The 17,220-nt window shown below is 64.3% G+C and carries 17 protein-coding genes; 4 read left to right on the plus strand and 13 right to left on the minus strand.

What is annotated here, in order from left to right:
* Positions 1–99 precede the first annotated feature (99 nt).
* The 13 genes from ACE3P6_RS19285 to ACE3P6_RS19345 form a co-directional block, all read right to left on the minus strand.
* Positions 100–1,725, minus strand: coding sequence for a recombinase family protein (locus ACE3P6_RS19285; protein WP_374398063.1), 1,626 nt, complete (start codon positions 1,723–1,725; stop codon positions 100–102).
* Between the two features lies 1 nt (position 1,726).
* Complete coding sequence (locus tag ACE3P6_RS19290; protein ID WP_374398064.1) at positions 1,727–2,170, minus strand: DUF2924 domain-containing protein; 444 nt, start codon at positions 2,168–2,170, stop codon at positions 1,727–1,729.
* Positions 2,170–2,466 carry a DUF3489 domain-containing protein gene (locus ACE3P6_RS19295; RefSeq protein ID WP_374398065.1) on the minus strand — a complete coding sequence of 99 codons (297 nt, stop codon included), beginning with the start codon at positions 2,464–2,466 and terminating at the stop codon, positions 2,170–2,172. Before ACE3P6_RS19295 ends, ACE3P6_RS19290 begins: the two co-directional genes overlap by 1 nt.
* 565 nt (positions 2,467–3,031) lie before the next feature.
* Positions 3,032–3,619: a hypothetical protein gene (locus ACE3P6_RS19300; protein WP_374398066.1), complete on the minus strand. Its 588-nt coding sequence runs from the start codon at positions 3,617–3,619 to the stop codon at positions 3,032–3,034.
* Positions 3,616–4,767, minus strand: coding sequence for a restriction endonuclease subunit S (locus tag ACE3P6_RS19305; RefSeq protein WP_374398067.1), 1,152 nt, complete (start codon positions 4,765–4,767; stop codon positions 3,616–3,618). Before ACE3P6_RS19305 ends, ACE3P6_RS19300 begins: the two co-directional genes overlap by 4 nt.
* Positions 4,767–6,332 (minus strand): N-6 DNA methylase, encoded by a 1,566-nt coding sequence (locus ACE3P6_RS19310; protein ID WP_374293130.1) that lies wholly within the window; start codon positions 6,330–6,332, stop codon positions 4,767–4,769. Before ACE3P6_RS19310 ends, ACE3P6_RS19305 begins: the two co-directional genes overlap by 1 nt.
* A gap of 17 nt (positions 6,333–6,349) precedes the next feature.
* Entirely contained in the window at positions 6,350–8,716 is a 2,367-nt protein-coding gene (hsdR, locus tag ACE3P6_RS19315) for an EcoAI/FtnUII family type I restriction enzme subunit R (protein ID WP_341870504.1), read from the minus strand.
* A gap of 20 nt (positions 8,717–8,736) precedes the next feature.
* Positions 8,737–10,452: a DUF262 domain-containing protein gene (locus ACE3P6_RS19320; RefSeq protein ID WP_374398068.1), complete on the minus strand. Its 1,716-nt coding sequence runs from the start codon at positions 10,450–10,452 to the stop codon at positions 8,737–8,739.
* Positions 10,453–10,573: 121 nt separating this feature from the next.
* On the minus strand, positions 10,574–10,963 hold the full coding sequence (locus ACE3P6_RS19325) for a hypothetical protein (RefSeq protein WP_374398069.1): 390 nt from the start codon (positions 10,961–10,963) through the stop codon (positions 10,574–10,576).
* Complete coding sequence (locus ACE3P6_RS19330) at positions 10,960–12,282, minus strand: recombinase family protein (RefSeq protein ID WP_374398070.1); 1,323 nt, start codon at positions 12,280–12,282, stop codon at positions 10,960–10,962. The genes ACE3P6_RS19325 and ACE3P6_RS19330 overlap by 4 nt, the downstream gene beginning before the upstream one ends.
* Positions 12,279–12,734, minus strand: coding sequence for a DUF2924 domain-containing protein (locus tag ACE3P6_RS19335; protein WP_068767858.1), 456 nt, complete (start codon positions 12,732–12,734; stop codon positions 12,279–12,281). The genes ACE3P6_RS19330 and ACE3P6_RS19335 overlap by 4 nt, the downstream gene beginning before the upstream one ends.
* Before the next feature lie 314 nt (positions 12,735–13,048).
* The gene (locus tag ACE3P6_RS19340; protein WP_068767859.1) at positions 13,049–14,395 is read right to left on the minus strand and encodes a hypothetical protein; all 1,347 of its coding nucleotides are present in this window, start codon (positions 14,393–14,395) and stop codon (positions 13,049–13,051) included.
* Between the two features lie 2 nt (positions 14,396–14,397).
* Positions 14,398–15,075, minus strand: coding sequence for a S24 family peptidase (locus ACE3P6_RS19345; protein ID WP_068767885.1), 678 nt, complete (start codon positions 15,073–15,075; stop codon positions 14,398–14,400).
* Between the two features lie 116 nt (positions 15,076–15,191).
* Between ACE3P6_RS19345 and ACE3P6_RS19350 the strand changes: the two genes are divergently transcribed.
* The 4 genes from ACE3P6_RS19350 to ACE3P6_RS19365 all read left to right on the plus strand — a co-directional run.
* Positions 15,192–15,875 carry a hypothetical protein gene (locus tag ACE3P6_RS19350; protein ID WP_068767860.1) on the plus strand — a complete coding sequence of 228 codons (684 nt, stop codon included), beginning with the start codon at positions 15,192–15,194 and terminating at the stop codon, positions 15,873–15,875.
* A 198-nt stretch (positions 15,876–16,073) separates the two neighbouring features.
* Entirely contained in the window at positions 16,074–16,370 is a 297-nt protein-coding gene (locus ACE3P6_RS19355) for an AlpA family transcriptional regulator (RefSeq protein WP_068767861.1), read from the plus strand.
* Positions 16,370–16,717, plus strand: a complete 348-nt coding sequence (locus tag ACE3P6_RS19360) for a hypothetical protein (RefSeq protein ID WP_068767862.1) — start codon at positions 16,370–16,372, stop codon at positions 16,715–16,717. The genes ACE3P6_RS19355 and ACE3P6_RS19360 overlap by 1 nt, the downstream gene beginning before the upstream one ends.
* A 35-nt stretch (positions 16,718–16,752) precedes the next feature.
* A partial coding sequence (locus tag ACE3P6_RS19365) for a hypothetical protein (protein WP_374398071.1) occupies positions 16,753–17,220 on the plus strand: 468 nt, incomplete at its 3' end.

Below are 17,220 nucleotides of genomic sequence, written 5' to 3' on the forward strand. Positions count from 1 at the left end.
CCGAAGACGAGAGACCGCAAAACGGGCGCCTGACGCGCGGATATTCCCGATGCGTCTCTCGTCGCGGATTTCGCCTTTCCAGTTTGGGATTGGGCCGCATCAGGCGGTCCGGAAGAGCGCGGTTTGCGCGACCCACTCGACCGGGATCTCGTGCGTCAGACACCACTCGGTGGTCAGGAAGGACGGCTGAAGCCCCTCGGTCACCTGCCGCACGGTTTCCGGCGACAGGAAGGCGAACTCGAGGATCTGCTGCACGCGCTTGACCGAGATCGCCTGCGCTGCGGCGATCTCCTGGAAACTGCGCCCTTGCGTGAGCTGGTGCAGAAAGACGTGCCCCTTGGCAATGTTGGCGATCAGCGTCTCGTCCCTGGGCAAGGACTGACCCGCCAGCAGCAATCGCGTTTCCACGCCTCGCCGGCGCAGGGTGAATGCAGCCGTGAACTGCAGATCGTCGGCGTTGATGAGGTCCGTCGCAACCGCAAGCTCCGTCGCGACGGCAGGCTGCGAAAGCGTGATGGCGAGCTGGTCGGCCCCGAGTACGACGCGCTCCACCATCGCGAGAACATCGAGGGTCTCAGCAGCCAGGCTGGCCACCGCATCGGCGATCATCTTCGCATGAGCCGACAGGAACAGGCCCCGCATCGCTGCACTGCGCAAATGCCGGCGTACGGCCTCGGCGACGCGCGCCTCGAGAGCCCGCGCCGGCAGTCGCCAGCCGCTGGTCCTGTCGGCCCGAACCGGAGCAGTCTTCAGCGCCCGCGAGATGTAATAGTCGTAACGTTGCCCCCGCTTCTGGGTATGGACCGGCGTCAGCCGCGCACCCTCGGCATCGACGAGCTTGCCCGTGAGCGGCGCGCTGGGGAGGCCGGAGGTCTTTCGCCCGCGCGGGATCGCCGATTGTTCCTGCAGGAGCTGCTGCACACGGTCCCATTGGTCCTCCTTGATGATGGCAGGATGCTGGCCCTCGTGGATCACCCCCTTGTGGCGAATCTTGCCGATGTAGAGCGGGTTGGTGAGGATCTTGTGGATATGGCCCCTGGACATGATCTGGCCACCCGTGTCGCGGCCCGACTGCGTGACGCAGCGCTTTGACCTGAGCCCGCGCCGCGCGGCGTCCCTCGCGACGAGATGCAGGGCGCGATGGGTCTCGTAGAGCGTGAAGAGGGTCCGGACCGTCTCTGCCTCCCCTGCGTTGATGCTCAGCGTCCGGCCTGCGGCATCGTAGCCGAGGGGCACGTAGCCGCCCATCCAGAGCCCCTTCCTTTTCGAGGCAGCGATCTTATCGCGGATCCGCTCGGCGGTCACCTCGCGTTCGAACTGGGCAAAGGAGAGAAGCACATTCAGCGTCAACCGACCCATGCTGGTTGCGGTATTGAAGGACTGTGTCACCGAGACGAAGGAGGCCTTCGCCGCGTCGAGCCTGTCGACGAGCCTGGCGAAGTCGGCGAGCGAGCGTGTCAGGCGGTCGATCTTGTAGACGACGATCTGGTCCACCCTGCCCTCATCGATGTCGCGCAAGAGCCGCTGCAGCGCCGGCCGGTCGAGATGTCCGCCGGAGATGCCACCGTCATCGTAGTGCGCGCGGATCAGTTCCCAGCCCTCGTGCCGCTGGCTGGCGATGTAGGCCTCGCAGGCTTCCCGTTGCGCATCGAGCGAATTGAACTCCTGCTCCAGCCCTTCGTCGGAGGACTTGCGGGTATAGATGGCGCAGCGGATGCGGGTCATGTCATGTCGCCCTCCTCGGCCGGAGCCCGAAGAAGCGCGGCCCGCTCCAATGTGCCCCGGTGATGCGCTTTGCGATGGTCGTCAGCGAGCGATAGGTCTGGCCGTCGATCACGTATCCGTTGGACGTGACCTCCACCCGGTAGATCCGGCCGTTCCACTCCCGCACCAGGTACGAACCCGGTGCCGCGTTGCGCGGGCCGGCTTCGCCACGCCGACTGGCCTCCGCAACCGACCTCAGGTCGCGCCGGATCTGCGCGGGATAGTCGCCGGTGATCCTCATCTGCACGTCGCGCGCCAGAACGCGCTGCATGAAGCGAACCGAGGCGTATCTGGGCGGCGGCGTGCCGAAGGCCTGTTCCCAGCGTTGAACACATCCGGCGCGATCGAGCGCGGCGATCTCCCGGAGCCTGTCCGGGAGATCCCGTTCAGAACTGGCCACGCGCATCAGCTATCCGCCTTCGAGGCGACGATCCGGTAGACCGCGCCATCACTGCCAACCTCCCGCTGCACATCGTGCCCAGCTTTCCGGAGCCCCGAGATCGCGGCCCGGATCGTGTGGGCCTGCCAGCCAAGCGCCTTCTCCAGATCCTTCAGGCGCGCTCCAGTCTTGCGTTCGAGACGCTTGCGAAGTTGATCTCGTTTTGAGGTCGTGACCTTGCGGGTCCCGCCGTCGGTCTTAGCAACGGTACGTACGCACTCAGCCTGTTCAAAGTTCGCCTTCGTTTCGTTTTGTTGTGCCATTTTCGTCTCCGCGTGGTTGACGGACCGGACCGTCCGGTCCCCGTACCACGCAGAGCCCGGTTACCCGGGCGGCCCGCGACGTTAGCTACTGTGTCGGAGCGGTCCAACTACCGCTCTGGCGCGCGTGCAAGTCCAGTTAAGAATTGCAGGTTGCGGCGCAGAATCGCCGATTCCTCAGAACTGGGCCCGCTTGGTAAGTTTGAAGGGAGTTCATCGCGGCGTGAAGATTGCGGAAAAGATTGCCATCCGCACCGGCGTTTCGAATCCCAGACACTCCGCCACTTACCCCCGCGAAAGCGTTCTCCCGATCCGGCTGCGGCCGGATTTTTCCGTTGTTTTCGAGGGTTATGCGGGAGGGGCTGAGCACCGGCGGCGGCGCCAAGCGGCCCGGAAGCGTTCTCTCCGGGTCGATATTCTCCGGACCTGTTGACTGCGCGGATTTGGTAAAGTTCTGCAAGCCATTGGCAGGGATTGTTTATTTCAGGGCCAGGCTGAGCACTTCGACGAGAGGGGCGTTTGCGGGATGGAACCGGGGTCGAACCATAATCGAGGCGGGGCGCCGGGCTCAGGCGGTCGGTCCAAGGCGGAAAGCGGGCTTGGCTAGCATTCTGACGGCGAGGCCGATGGCGAAGATGGCGTCGTGGCGAACGACGTCGGCGGCCTGCTGGCCGGTGTCGAGCGAGCGGCGGTCGAGATTGCCGGCATCATCGACGTGCCGGAAATGGGACAGCGGGTTGCGCAGGCCCATCAGCCTTTGCAGGTCGGTCACGTCCAGATCGGAGATCACGTCCCGCTCGCGGCAGCGGCGCAGGGTTTCACGAAAGGAGATCCGGTTGGGGATGTCGTCAATCAGAAGGCCGCCGTGCAACCAGGCCGCCAGTAGATGCTCGACCAGCCCCTGGCACAGCAGGATTGTGGCGGCGAAGTTGCCGTGGACGAAGGACGAGCGTGCCTCGATCCAGGCAAAGTGGGCGGCCTGGCCGCCGAAGATCATCGTTCCGTTCGGCCCGAGATCGCGGCTGAAATCGGTCAGCATGCGATAGCGCGAGACCTTGCCGTGCAGGTCGTCGTGCATCTCGGCCAGCAGATGGCGGGCGAAGTCCAGATCGGTCAGGTCAGACAGCAGATCGGGCTGGTCACCGCCGCCGGTCATGCGGCCCTGTCCCCGGCGCCGAAGACCTGATGCAGAAGCGCGGGGATCAGGGCGTCGGTGTCGCGGGCCGATGCGGCGCGGATGTCGCGGATTTGGCGAGCCTTGGCCTGAAGGCGGTCGAACCAGCGTTGGGTTTCAAGCGGCGGCAGAGGGACTTCGATGGTTTCAAGTTTCTTCAGACCTAGGGTCCGGTTGCGGCCTGCCCCGCCGGGTGAGGCTTCGCCAAGGCGCTGCAGCCCCTCTGGCGTCTGGAAATAGAACAGCAGAAAGTCTGCGGTTGCTGTCGCGGGTTCGGGCACGCAGGTCAGGAAGCGATGCGAGCCAACGCGGCCAGTATCAGCGGGTTGCGCGATGGCGACGGCACCTTCCCATGCGAACACTATGTTGAACAGCAGATCGCCGGGTGCGATCTCGAACAGCTTCTTTGTGCCAACCTCTGAACCCGGCAGCACCGGCTTGTGGAAGGTGCCGCGGCCGAAGGAGCGGACGCCGAGTTCGGGATAGGCGCCGTCCGGCTCGATCTCGACCGGGCGGCGGATCAGGGGGGCGACTTCGGCCATGGGGCGGCGGGGGGCGGCGTCGATGCAGCGGGCGAAAGCCTTAGCCAGCATCGCCTGCAGGTCGGCCTCCATCGCGGCAGCGGCCTCTGCCCGCACCCTGACCAGCCCCGCTACCCGATCCAGCCGCGCCACGATGCGCTGCTGCTCGGCTAGGGGTGGGAGGGGAATGCGCATATCGAGAAACGCGGGCTCTTTCAGGCGAACCCGGTTTGTGGAACCCTCGCTGGAACGGCGGCACAGGTCGATGAAAGCGTCAGTGCTCGAATACCAAAGGAAATAACCCGGCAGTATTGCTGTCGCGTCAATGTCGAAGCACGGAAAATCGTTGCTCACGAGGGCGCCGTCGAGCTCGGCGGGCACGATGCCATATGCCCCGTGCCGAGCGTCGATCCGCGATAACAGGAACTGCCCCGCCCGCGCCCTGATCTGGCGACTTGCCGCGATCTCTGATCCGAGGGCCTCGCCCCGCAATGTGAGGCCCTTGCCCCAAAGACGGGCGGTGATCTGCTTGTATCGCTCATCCGGTCGGGTTTCGACCCATTCCTCTGATCGGCTAAGAAAGTCCCCAACCCGGATCGTCTGCACCATCACAGCCCCTCCGCCAGTTCAGCACGGATGTCGTCCATGATCGCGATGATCTCACGCTCGCGGGCGGTGATTGCCTCGACGATCTCAAGAGGCTGGCGGTGGTCCTCTGCCTCAAGCGCATGGGGGTTCTTGAGGTCGAGGTTACAGGCGATGACGCGGCCATCGGCGTCGCGCTGGATCAGGGACGGCCCATCCACCTTCCAGGCGCGGTCGCTCTCTTGCCGGTCCTGCCACCAGTCAAGGCAGGGCGCGAACTCCTCCCAAGCCATGGGAGCGGTCTTGGAGTATTTTTTGCGCCCCTCAGGGCGGGGCATCTCGTAATACCAGATGTCGCGGGTGGGGCCGGTGGTATCGAAGAAGATCAGGTTGGCCGGGATGTCGGTATAGGGGGCGAAGACGCCCTCGCAGAGGCGCACGACGGTGTGCAGGTTGAACTGCTGCAACAGGTCAGCCTTGATGCGCGCGCCGATGCCGTCGCCGAACAGCGTGCCGTGGGGCACGACAACGGCGGCGCGGCCGCGTCCTGCGCGCTTCAGGCGCCGCATGATGAGTTGCAGGAACAGCAGCGCGGTTTCGGCGGTACGCCGGTCCTCGGGGAAGTTGGTGAGGATCCCGGCCTCTTCCTCGCCGCCGAAGGGCGGGTTGGTGAGGATGACGTTCACGCGCTCGGCCTCGCCGATTTCATTCAGGCGAAAGCGCAGGGCATTGCCCGGGTCGATCTTGGGCGCGTGCATCCCGTGCAGAAGCAGGTTCAGCTGCGCCAGCAGGAAGGGTAGCGACTTGGCCTCGCCGCCCATGACGCTGCGGTCTTGCAGGATGCGGCGTTTTTCGACGGTGTCAGCCTGCCGTTCGAGATGCAGGAAGGATTCGGTCAGGAAGCCGGCGGTGCCGCAGGCCGGGTCGAGGATGGTCTCGCCAAGCTGCGGATCGGTGACAGCAACCATGAAGCGCACGACGGGGCGCGGAGTGTAGAACTCGCCCGAGTCGCCGGCGGCATCGCGCATTTCGCGCAGCAGGGTCTCGTAAAGGCGGCCGAGGGTGTGAACCTCCTCGGAGGAATCGAAATGGATGCCGTCGATCAGGTTCACCACGTCGCGCAGCAAGTAGCCGCTTTCCATGCGGTTGGTGAAACCCTGAAAGACGGTGGCGATCACGTCGCGGCGTTCTCGGCGGCCGTTGTCTCCGCGCAGCGCGCGCAGATAGGCGAACAGCCCGGCGCCCCTGGTGCCGTCGGGGCGTTCGGCCTTTTCCGCGGTCAGGAAGGCCAGAAGGTCGGGGCCGGTGATGCCGTCCGCCTGGGCCGCCCAGTCGCGCCAGCGGTAAGGGGCTTCGATGATCGGGCGATAATCCGTGCCGGCCAGTTCGGCGCGTTCCTCCTCGATCCGCTCCATGTCGTCGAGGAATTTCAGGAACATGATCCAGGTCAGCATCGGCAGGCGATCGAGATCACCGTTCAGCCCCTTGTCCTTGCGCATGATCTTGCGGGCGGACTTGATGATGCTGTCGAGACGCTGGGCGGTGGTCAGTTGCTTGGGCGCAGCCTTCTTGCGGGCGGGTTTGGCCATTGGGGAAGTCCTTCAAGTCAGGCGGTATAGAGCAATCGCTGCAGCTCGGTGACGGCGCTGCGAAGCTCCTTTCCCCCGCCGAAGCGTCTGGCGATTTCTATGACGTTGCCCCATTCATTGAAAGGCGGGACTTCGAGAATATCGGGCAGCTTGAACTGCGCGCTGCCATGTTCGGCGTATTTTTCAAGAACAGCGTCGAGAACCTTGCGGGCATCCGGGCCGAAACGGGCTAGGAAGGCGTCCTGTTCGCGCAGCAGGCGGTCGGCTCGCTCGCGCCTTGTGCGCAGGGGGGTGTTGTAGGCCAAATGACACAGGAGGTCGAAAGGATCGGCCTCGGGCTTGCCCACGGCCTCGGACAGGGTGTCGAGGTCGATGCCCTTTTCCTCGAGTTGCTCGACGATTTCGGCACGGCGCTCAGGGTCGAGCCAGTCGGAGCGCAGCTCGGAAGCATTGGGATAGAGGGTGCGGACCTTGTCGCCGGTGTAGTCGGTCAGCTGGCGGCAGGCGAGCTTCTTGCCCTCGGCATCGAGTTCATAGACGAGATGACGGACGACAGAGACCTCGCCGCCATCGACATAAAACTTCCGCGGCCCCGGTTCCGGCTCGGGGTCGCCCAGAGGCGCCTCTGGTCCCTCGGGGATGTCGCCCGGCTCGGGCGCCACATCCTCAGCCTCGTGTTCCTCGATGGTTTCGCCGTCTTCGTTGATGACGGATTCGGCCTCGCGGACCGGCTCGCCATCGAAGGCGGGGTCGGCGAACATGCGCGTCGCCGTGCCAGTATAGTCGATGATGTTGAAGGCAAGCTTGCCGTAGTCCGGGCGCAGCCGGGTGCCGCGGCCGATGATCTGCTTAAACTCGGGCATCGAGCCCACGGTGCGCGCCAGAACCACATTCTTGCAGGTAGGCGCATCGACGCCGGTGGTCAGCAGCTGCGATGTGGTCAGGATGACCGGGGTGTCGGTCTCCACATCCTGGAACTTGGAGAGGTGACCCCGGCCGATGTCGCCTTCGTCGGCGGTGACGCGGCAGACATAGTCCGGGTTGTCGCGCACGAGGTCGGCATTCAGTTCCGCCAGCGCCTGACGCATCTCCAGCGCGTGCTCCTGATCCACGCAGAATACGATGGTCTTGGCCATACGGTCGGTCTCGGCCATGAAGTCGGCGAGATGGCGGGCGATGGCGCGGGTCCGGGCGCGCAAGGCGACGACGCGCTCGAAGTCACGGGTCTGGTATTCATTGTCGGGGACTTCTCGGCCGTATCGGTCCAACTCGCCCCGGCTTGGCCGCCAGCCTGCGGCGTCATAGTCCGTGATCACCCGATGCACGCGGTAAGGCGCAAGGAAGCCATCCGCGATCCCCTGCGCCAGGCTGTATTCGTAGAGGGGATCGCCGAAATAGGTGTAGGTATCGACATTCTCCTCGCGCCGGGGCGTCGCGGTCATGCCGATCTGGGTGGCCGGCTCGAACCATTCGAGGATCTCGCGCCAATTGCTGTCGTCGCGCGCGCTGCCGCGGTGGCATTCATCCACGATGATCAGGTCGAAGAAGTCGCGGGGATATTCCCGATACAGTCCGGGCCGGTTCTCGTCGCGCGCAATCGACTGGTAGATCGCGAAATACATGTCGCGGCTCTTGACCGCGATGCCACCGGCGATCTTGTGGCGCGCGTCGCCGAAGGGGCTGAAATCCTTGGCCATCGGATCGTCGACGAGGACATTGCGGTCGGCCAGGAACAGAACTTTTGGTGTGCGGTTCACGCCCTTGCCGTTCCAGCGCGCCGACCACAGCTTCCAGCTGATCTGGAAGGCGACGGCAGTCTTGCCTGCCCCGGTGCAGAGCGTGAGCAGGATCCGTTTCCGCCCCTGCAGTACTGCCTGGACGGCACGATTGACCGCGATTTCCTGATAGTACCGCAACGGCTTCGCGCGATCCGGAAAGCTCGGGGTCAGCAACCGCTCGGCTGTGAGCGGGTCGTTTAGTCCCTCTGCCGCGCGCTGGCGCGCCCACAGCTCATCCGGGCTCGGGAACGCGTCCAGCATACGCTCGATACCGGTCGTGTAGTCGAATTCCACAATCTCGGCGCCATTGGTGGCGTAGGCAAATTTGAGCCCAAGAATCTCGGCATAATCCTTGGCCTGCTGCAAGCCATCTGCGGCATGGCGGTATCTGGCCTTGGCCTCTACCACGGCAATCGGGAAGTCGGGGTTGTAGCGCAGAACATAGTCCGCGCGCTTCTGCTTGCCCCTGCGGGCCCGGCCGCCGACGAAGACGATCCGGCCATCGGTGAACGTCCGCTGCTCATTGATGGCATGCGGCCGGTCGTCCCAGCCTGCTTCCTGCAGCTTCGGGACGACAAGTTTGCGGCAGGTATCGGCCTCGTTCACCGGTGCACCCCGAAACCCACCTATGCCGATTCAGCCACAAGGGGCTGGCCAGTGGTGGCGGAGGCGGCCGGAGAGGCCAACGACCAGACCCTTACGGCGCGGCCGACAAGGTCGATCTGGCGCGAGGCCAGCTGATCCTTCGTCCATTCGTCTGCCGCTAGGATTGGCTTGGTGGTGTCGAACGAGACCTTGTCGTTCTTTCTGGAGAAAACTTCCTTCTTGCGATCGAACGAATAGAACTTTGCCTTGTAATTCTTGATCCCGGCCAGCAGCGCCAAATTGCCAAGGCGATGCAGCCAAAGGCGATGATCGTCATCGGTGAAACGTTCGCGCCAGTAATCATCCTTCAGCGCCTGCGGCAGGACGTGCTCGATGGTGATCTTGCCGCCGAAATCCTTGGTGACCGATTCATCCTGGTCCGCCTCCTCGAGGCGCAGCAGAACCGCCTGAGCGAAGGGCCGACCATAGACCTCCCCGTCAATCAGCGAGCGGAACTCGTCATCGTTCGCGTTGCTGAGGAAAATTGCCCGGATGTCGTCGGCCGACTTGCCGGCCCGGATTGCCGTTATCAGCTGGAAATACACAGTAAGGCGCGCGGTGAACGCAAGGCGCCTGATCCAGTTCTGATAGGTGATCCGCTCGAGCAGGTCGATGAACTCATCCTCGGTCAAGGCAGGCGCCGGGTTCTCGTTCGCGATCAGCGCAGGCTCCGGCCGGTTGAGAAAGGCAAGCAGCGGCGGAATCCATTCCTCGAATGCCACGCGCTGCAATGACCTGACGGCGCGGCGTGCGGCGGGTGTCTCGAAATCATTTCGCAGGATGCGCAGGTAGTTCCGGGCAGAGGTGTTCAGCTCCCCGAGAAGCGAGAACGGGCTCACTGCGGCTTCGACCAGCGGCTCGAATTCCTCGTGGAGCGCCCTGCGGGCCTTGGTGGCGACGATGGAACTGCGGTGATGCGCCATGAACTGATCCAGGCGCTCGATCCCGATCTGCTCTTCCAGCTCAAGCCACGCCTCGTCCAGCTCGCCGCTTCGTGTCGAATTGCCGCCGAGGCGGGCGAAAAGCATGTTCTTGATCAGGTCGGCGTTCGACAACGCCATGCCGCGTGCGTTCAACACGTTAAAGAGACGATACGCAGATTGCCAGGATGCTGTGGTCACGAAGACCACATAGACCTTGCTGAGCAGGAAATTGGCAAAGAGCTTCAGCGTCTTCTGGTCGTGCTGACCGATGAAGGCGTCGATGGCTTCGAGGTTTTCGACAATCCGCTGCTTTGGCGCATCCTGGTCCTTGACGATCTCCTTGCGGATCGCATCTGGGATGGCCTGGCCGGCAAGAACATGACGACGGAAGAAGCTCTGGTCGCGTTGGCGCAACGTCAGGCGCGGAGTTTCTTCCTCGCCGGTATAGGGATTTTTTGGCAGTACGCGCTTTCCAAGATCTGCCCTGACCTCTGGATCCTCGATGTGGTCCCGAAGCCGTGCGAGGATCAGGTTCAGTGTCGTCAGTCGCTGTTGGCCATCCACCACGTCATAAAGTCGGCCCTTTTCGCGCTCGATGGTGATGAGCGACCCAATGAAATACTCTTCATCCTGGGCTTCGTAGGCTTCCCAGATATCGTCGAGCAATTGCTCGACGTTACCCTTCTCCCATGAATATGGGCGTTGGTACGCGGGAATTTCGTAACGAATCTGTTCGGTCAAAATCTGGCTGATCGTGCGCTCGGCCGCTTCCATTGTCGCTCTCTACTATCGGACGGCGGCGACCTTGCCGAGCGCCCCGATATCGAGCTGACATTGCCGCCTTTTACTGCGGCAGACTAAGCCGCGAACTTCACCTGACGCAAGCCGGATGGCGCTATGTCCTTGCAAATGCCAGAGTCTGATCCGCCCACTCTGCCGGGAACGGTTCCATCAGCCGGGCGAGCGTCACCTCCAGCCCCTGCCGCCCATCGAGGATCGCCACGACAAGGTCGGGGGCGAGCAGCGTCATCCTGAGCAAGCGGGTCAGATAGGAAACCGTGATCCCCTCGCGCGCGGCCAACTCGGCGATGGTGGCGAACTCGCCCGACTCCAGCATCCGCTTCCAGCGAAACGCGCGGGCCAGCGCCTTGACGAGGGCGCTGTCGGGCCGGCGCTGGGTGGGCGCGCCCTCGGGCAGCTGCATCTCCTTGCGCCCGCCGCGCTTCACGATGTGGAACGGGACGTGGATGGTGACGGTGTCGGGGATCTGCATGGCGCGGGTCATGCTGCTGCTCCAAGGTCGGTGGTGATTTCGCGTGCCAACGCCGCCAGCCCGTCCATGCGCAGCCGGACGTTCAGCCCGGCGGCGCCGATGTCCACCCGCTCGACCAGCAGGGTCACGATGCGCGCCTGTTCGCCGGGGAAAAGCTCATCCCACAGCGGGTCCAGCCGGGTCAGCGCCTCGCGGGCGTCCGTCTCGGTGATCTCGCCGTCCTGCGCGCGCGCCGCTCTCCACGTCCCCGCGACGATCTCGGGCTGGCGGAACACGGCCCGAAGCTGGTCGATGACGGCGGCCTCGATCTCACCCGCGGGAACGCGGCCGATGGGACAAGACCCGGCGCCATGTTTCAGCACCGTCTGGCTGACATAGTAGCGATAGAGCCTGCCGCCCTTGCGGGTATGGGTTGGCGAGAAGGCCGCGCCGTCGGGGCCGTAGAGCAGCCCTTTCAGCAGCGCGGGCGTGTCGGCGCGGGTTCTGGCGGCGCGCTTGCGCGGGCTTTCCGTCAGGATGGCGTGAACGCGGTCCCATGTGCTGCGGTCAATGATCGCGTCATGCTCGCCGGGGTAGCTCTCACCCTTGTGCACCGCCTCGCCGATATAGGTGCGGTTCGAGAGAAGCCGGTAGAGGTATTTCTTGTCGATCCGGTTGCCGCGCGGCGTGCGGATGCCGCGCGTGCCCACCTCTCGCGCCAGTTCCGTGCAGGAGCCGATTTCGAGGAACCGGGCGAAGATCCAGCGCACATGCGTGGCGGCGGCTTCTTCGACCAGCAGCTTCCGGTTCTCGACGCGGTAGCCGTAGGGCGGTACGCCACCCATCCACATCCCCTTCTTCCGGCTGGCGGCGACCTTGTCGCGAATGCGTTCCGCCGTCACCTCCCGCTCGAACTGAGCGAAGCTGAGCAGGATGTTCAGCGTCAGCCGTCCCATGGATGTCGTGGTGTTGAACGATTGCGTGACCGAAACGAAGGTCACGCCGTTCCGGTCGAACACCTCGACAAGCTTGGCGAAGTCGGCGAGTGATCGCGACAGGCGGTCGATCTTGTAGACCACCACCACGTCGACCAGCCCGTCTTCGATGTCTGCCATGAGCCGCTGCAGGCCAGGGCGTTCCAGCGTGCCACCGGAGATACCGCCATCATCATACTGATCGCGGACCAGTACCCAGCCTTCGCTGCGCTGGCTGGCGATATAGGATTCGCAGGCTTCCCGCTGGGCGTGCAGGCTGTTGAACTCCTGCTCCAACCCTTCCTCGGAAGATTTCCGGGTGTAGACGGCGCAGCGCAGCTTGCGGACGGGTTTCGATTTCTCCGGGGCCTTCGTCATGTCCGGCCCCTGTGGTTCCTGAGGCCGAAGAACACCCAGCCGTTCCAGCGGGTGCCGGTGATGGCGCGGGCGATCGCGGACAGCGACTTGTAAGGTCGACCCTGCCATTCGAAGCCATCGGCGGTGACGGTGACGATCTGTTCGACGCCCTGCCACTCGCGCAGCAGGCGCGTCCCGGTGATCGGGCGGTCGCGGTCGGCGCGGATGCCGCGCTTCCTCTTGTCGCCGCCGTCGAGTTCCTGGCCCAGCCGTTCCAGCCGCCGGATCGTCTCCGGCTTCAGCCCGCCATAGGCCAGTTCCTGGATGCGGTAGGCCAGGCGGGACTCAAGGTAGCGGCGGTTGAACGGCGGCGGGTCGCTGTCGAACAGGTCGCGCCAATGTTTCTTCAGGTCGGGCGTCGGCGTTGTCTTCAGCGCGACCAGGCGCGCGGGGATGGGATCGGGCTTGTTCATGCACTTCTCCGTTGAGTTGGAGTTGCATGACGGCATTGGTCGGGCGGATAGTGTAGGCGACGTTCTCCAGTATGGTCAGATACTTCGCCACCATCCCGCATCCGCAGCCGGATCAGCCCCAGCGCCAGCAGGCCGCACAGCTCGGCGCGACGCTCGGCGGGGGTCATCTGGTCTGGAGGCAGTGGGTTCGAGCCCAGCCGCGGATATGTCGGCGCGTTTCTCATGGGGAAACGCTACCCGCACGCACCCTGAAAACAATTGCTTTCAGATGCTTAGAGGAGTGCTGCGTAACTCTGCGGTGTTCTTGGGATGCGCTATCCTACCCGATGGGCCACGAACAGCTCCTCGAAGAACGACTTCACAAGCTCGTCGACAGATTCCTGCATCGATCCCTTCGGGTGAGAGAATTCCGAGCCCCCGAACCGAAACACCTCGTAGCCGCGGAGGCGAAGGTTTCGATCAGCGGCAACCATTTCGGCGTACAGACCGGGATCGGCACGCTCACCTTTCGCATAGTGGTGCTTGCCGTCAATCTCGAGGACGACCCTCTGTCGGCCAGGCAAGAGCATCAGAAAGTCCATGCGCTGCCGGAACAAAACGCGTTTGTCCGCGAGACGCCTGGCGATCTCCGGATCGTAGTGCAGGTAGACCTGCGGGATGAGCGCCGGCAGCTGGTCTCCAAGTCGCTCAGCGAAATTGCGAAAGTACGCCTTGAAGAATTCCTGCTCAGGACCGTGGTCAAGCGAGGCAAGTAGACGACGCCCGAGGCTGGTGCGTGCCTCAGCGAGGTCGGCGAGTCCCTTTTGCTCCATCCACCAACGGACTAGGTCGAGCCATGACAACCCATTGCCGATGGGGCGCTCGTAAATGAGGCAGCTGTCGACATGTTCGAGCACGACGACTTCGTTGTCGATCGCATCCGAGAACCCGAGCCTCGGCTTTGGTCCGTTGGAAGCGAAGATCAGGTTCTTCGGCCGCCCGTCGACGCCGCGGCGAACGGGGCGTACCGAGAATGTTGCGCGGCCCGAGACCTCTCCTGTCTGAGCAACCTCGTAACCATCGAGCTGCAGGATGCGGGTCAAGTCCGCTGCCAGCGCAGCCTGGTCGTCGGCATCACGAAACCGGGGATCCAGAGCGGTCTCAATCAGCTGCGCAAACCTCCTCGAAGGACATGTTATTGCCCCGATGAATTCGAAGACCTCCTTCGCATTCCACAACGGGGCTGCGCCAGTCGCGTATTGTCTGAGTTCCTCGGTCTTGGTGGGCCCCTCGAAGAAGTCGGCTGGCGAACTCAGATCAAAGAGCCCCTCGATCACGTCCGGACGAATGCCTTGTCCATGGATCCCCACACCAAGACGATCGGCCACTCGGTCGCGAGTGATCGCGGAGATTTCCGGCTGGTCCTTGTCTTGCAGGAGGTACACCCTGTCCTGCAGGCCAATATCCCGCCGCTCTCGCGCAAACTCGAGGGCCAGATCCAGCGCCTTTGCTCGTGGAAGGCTCGCGAGCGTATTCTGGGCGACCGTCTTCTTGCTGGTCCCTTCTGCAAGTGGGACGTCGCGTCTGGAGAAGAACGCCTCGATATCGATGGCCCTCATGGCATCCCGAAAGCAGCAGCCGGCCAGCTCGAGAAGGTCATCCAATTCTTCGTCACCTGCCACAGCTATAACTCCCGCGCGAACCAACGGATGCGGCCGACGATATGAATCTCGTCGGCGGTTCTTTCGTATTCGGGGTAGTGCTTGTTGTCGGAGATGACGCGCACTGCGGGCGGGTCGCTGTTGGGGATATGCTCGAGCCGCTTGGCCACCAGCCCCATCCCGTCGTCCAGCACGAAGATACCGGGTGGGTTGGGCGTGCGGCGGGTCATGTCGACCAGCACTGCGTCGCCGCTCAGGAGCGTCGGCGCCATGCTGTCGCCCTCGACATGCATGATGCGTAGCTGCGACGGGCTGGCCTTGAGGCTGTTCCGGATCCAGGAGCGGCGGAAGTGGTAGACGCGGCCGGGCGTGTCGCCGTCCTCGGTCACGACCGCGCCGCCGCCCATTGCTGGACGCGGGGTGGCGTGGGCGATGGCCACGAATGCGTCGTCAGGATTGTCCAAGAAGGGGGGCTTCCCCTCCACCTCGCCAATGCCGTGGATCAGCCAGTCGCGATCGACCTTCAGCACGCGGGCGACCTCTGCCAGCCGGTCTATGCCGGGGCGGGCTGAACGGCCACGGAGGATGTCGTAGACGAAGGAACGGTTCACGCCGGCCATCTCGGCGACGTGGGCGGGACTGATGCCGAGCTGATTGGCCCGGGCCCTGAGGCGGTCGGAAAGCGTGTGGTGCTCGGTCATATCATCCCCACCCATCTGTGGATGAAATAGGATAAAATCGGATTGATCGAAGCCCGTCAAGCGAATAAGAACAGAAAGTAAACATCTTGCACGGGAATCGGTGTGGAGGGCAGTGAATGCATATCGACAAATCGTACTTCACGCTTCCCGAGATCCTCGAGCGGTGGCAGATCACGGAAGCGGACCTGATCTACCTCGCCGAGAACGACAAGCTGCGTCTGTCGGTGCGCGTCTTCGGCGCGCCCATGGAGTTCGGCGACATCGACGAGGACACGCGAGGCGAGCCCTTCAAGATACCGTGTGAGCAGAGCTACTACAGCGGTCTGCTCGACCTCCATGCCCGCGACGTGTTCCAGCTCTTCCGGTGCGGCGAGGTGCATCTCGAGAGCTTTCGAACGCCGAGGGCCGACTACGCGGAGACTTGGGGCGATGCGAAGCCCGTCCTCGTCATGATCGGCGACCTGCTGCTAAGGCGCGATGAACGCGACCGTTTCGAGATCGAGACCGGGTTCTCGCCGGGCGGGCAGCCGATGGAGGAGGCGACCTTCATCCACTCGGCCGACTATCTCGAGGTTCGCTGCAACGGCTGCCGGTTCAAGCTGGGCCCGATCCAGGCAGAAGTCGTGCGCGCGCTGCACGAGGCCGCGCAGGCTGGAGAGCCCTGGCAGAACGGCAAGGCGATCCTGTCGCGCGCCGGCTCGAAGAGCCTGCGCATGGCCGACGTCTTCAAGTCGCAGAAGGACTGGCGGCATCTGATCCGCTCAGACCGGCGCGGCGGCTACCGTCTGAATCTCGACTGACGGATCCCCCTCCGCCCGGTCCCCTGTGGGATCGGGAGGGGGACGAGTGAGGGATGGTGGGGGATGACGGCGCCCCGCCGGCCGCCAAACGCCAGTCCTGCAAGGGCCGACTGATCCCCCTCCGCATCCCCCGCCGATCCTGACGACATCCCACAGCAGAATTTCGCATGGTCTCCTCGACAACGAGAGGAGACACCGATGCTGCAGAGGCATTGCCTGAACCAGAAAGAGCTGGCCCGGCGCTGGGGGATCTCCCACCGGACGCTTGAGCGTTGGCGCTACGGCGGCCAAGGACCGGCCTTCCTCAAGCTCGGCGGGCGCGTGCTCTACCGGCTCGCCGACATCGAGGCCTTCGAGCAGAGCCAGCTTCAGCTTGCGCTGAAGATCAGCGAGGCCGTCGCGCGCGTCGGTCACACGCCCCGCCGTCTGACCGCGGACCCGGCGCGGGACACCGGTCATGGTGCCACGCACCAGCGGACTGCGCGGCTGTGCTGATGGTCGCCGCAACTCCAATCGGCGCCCGCGTAGCGAGGCCGCGGCTCACTGATGTCGAGCTCTACGCCTGGATCGCGCAGGCCGGGGCTGGCGCCAGGATTGAGTACCACTGCGGCTTTCTCGGGATCGATGTAACGCCGGTGATTTCGACCTTACCCGAGCCCGAACGCCGGCAGCTTGCCGATCTCGGTCAGGCGGCGTTGAGCGCCTTCGAGAAGGGCCTCGTCCACCTCGTGCAGGAGCGCGTGGGTCCCGACCGCTTCGCCTACATCGCCGTCGCCCGGCCCAGGCCGAAGGCCGCCAACACCTCGCTCTCGGCGCTGCTCCTCGAAGAGCGCGCCGCGTGATGGCCCTGCCATTTCCTTCCAACGGAGACCCCGCCATGCCGCATCCCGACAACACCCCGCATTTCAACGATCTCGAAGGTCTCGCCCTCGGCGACATCGCGGCGCTGCCACCCGAGCTGCTGCTGGATCTGCAGACAACGGCGCTCGCCGAGACCGCCCGCGTGAAGCGGCTGCGGGACCGGCTCGAGGCCGGGATCGCGCAGCGCTACGAGGCCGCCGCCGCGGCGGAACGGGCCGCTCAGGGCAAGGCCAGCGGCACCGTGCGCGTCGAGGACGAAAACGTCGTGATCGTCGCCGACCTGCCGAAGAAGGTCACGTGGGATCAGGACCGGCTGGCCACCATGGCAACCCGGATCCGCGAGGCGGGCGACGATCCGACCCAGTATCTCGAGATCGCCTATCGCGTGCCGGAACGCCGCTTCGGGGCCTGGCCCGACGCCATGCGCGAGGGCTTCGCCGCCGCCCGGTCCGAGACCACCGGCAAACCCGTGTTCCGGCTCGAG

The organism is Tabrizicola sp., from assembly GCF_041911175.1.
Classification (GTDB): Bacteria; Pseudomonadota; Alphaproteobacteria; order Rhodobacterales; family Rhodobacteraceae; genus Tabrizicola.

Coding starts and splice junctions, on each gene's coding strand:
- ACE3P6_RS19285 (WP_374398063.1), bottom strand. CDS start 1,725: ATGACCCGCATCCGCTGCGCCATCTATACCCGCAAGTCCTCCGACGAA.
- ACE3P6_RS19290 (WP_374398064.1), bottom strand. CDS start 2,170: ATGCGCGTGGCCAGTTCTGAACGGGATCTCCCGGACAGGCTCCGGGAG.
- ACE3P6_RS19295 (WP_374398065.1), bottom strand. CDS start 2,466: ATGGCACAACAAAACGAAACGAAGGCGAACTTTGAACAGGCTGAGTGC.
- ACE3P6_RS19300 (WP_374398066.1), bottom strand. CDS start 3,619: ATGACCGGCGGCGGTGACCAGCCCGATCTGCTGTCTGACCTGACCGAT.
- ACE3P6_RS19305 (WP_374398067.1), bottom strand. CDS start 4,767: ATGGTGCAGACGATCCGGGTTGGGGACTTTCTTAGCCGATCAGAGGAA.
- ACE3P6_RS19310 (WP_374293130.1), bottom strand. CDS start 6,332: ATGGCCAAACCCGCCCGCAAGAAGGCTGCGCCCAAGCAACTGACCACC.
- ACE3P6_RS19320 (WP_374398068.1), bottom strand. CDS start 10,452: ATGGAAGCGGCCGAGCGCACGATCAGCCAGATTTTGACCGAACAGATT.
- ACE3P6_RS19325 (WP_374398069.1), bottom strand. CDS start 10,963: ATGACCCGCGCCATGCAGATCCCCGACACCGTCACCATCCACGTCCCG.
- ACE3P6_RS19330 (WP_374398070.1), bottom strand. CDS start 12,282: ATGACGAAGGCCCCGGAGAAATCGAAACCCGTCCGCAAGCTGCGCTGC.
- ACE3P6_RS19335 (WP_068767858.1), bottom strand. CDS start 12,734: ATGAACAAGCCCGATCCCATCCCCGCGCGCCTGGTCGCGCTGAAGACA.
- ACE3P6_RS19345 (WP_068767885.1), bottom strand. CDS start 15,075: ATGACCGAGCACCACACGCTTTCCGACCGCCTCAGGGCCCGGGCCAAT.
- ACE3P6_RS19350 (WP_068767860.1), top strand. CDS start 15,192: ATGCATATCGACAAATCGTACTTCACGCTTCCCGAGATCCTCGAGCGG.
- ACE3P6_RS19355 (WP_068767861.1), top strand. CDS start 16,074: ATGCTGCAGAGGCATTGCCTGAACCAGAAAGAGCTGGCCCGGCGCTGG.
- ACE3P6_RS19360 (WP_068767862.1), top strand. CDS start 16,370: ATGGTCGCCGCAACTCCAATCGGCGCCCGCGTAGCGAGGCCGCGGCTC.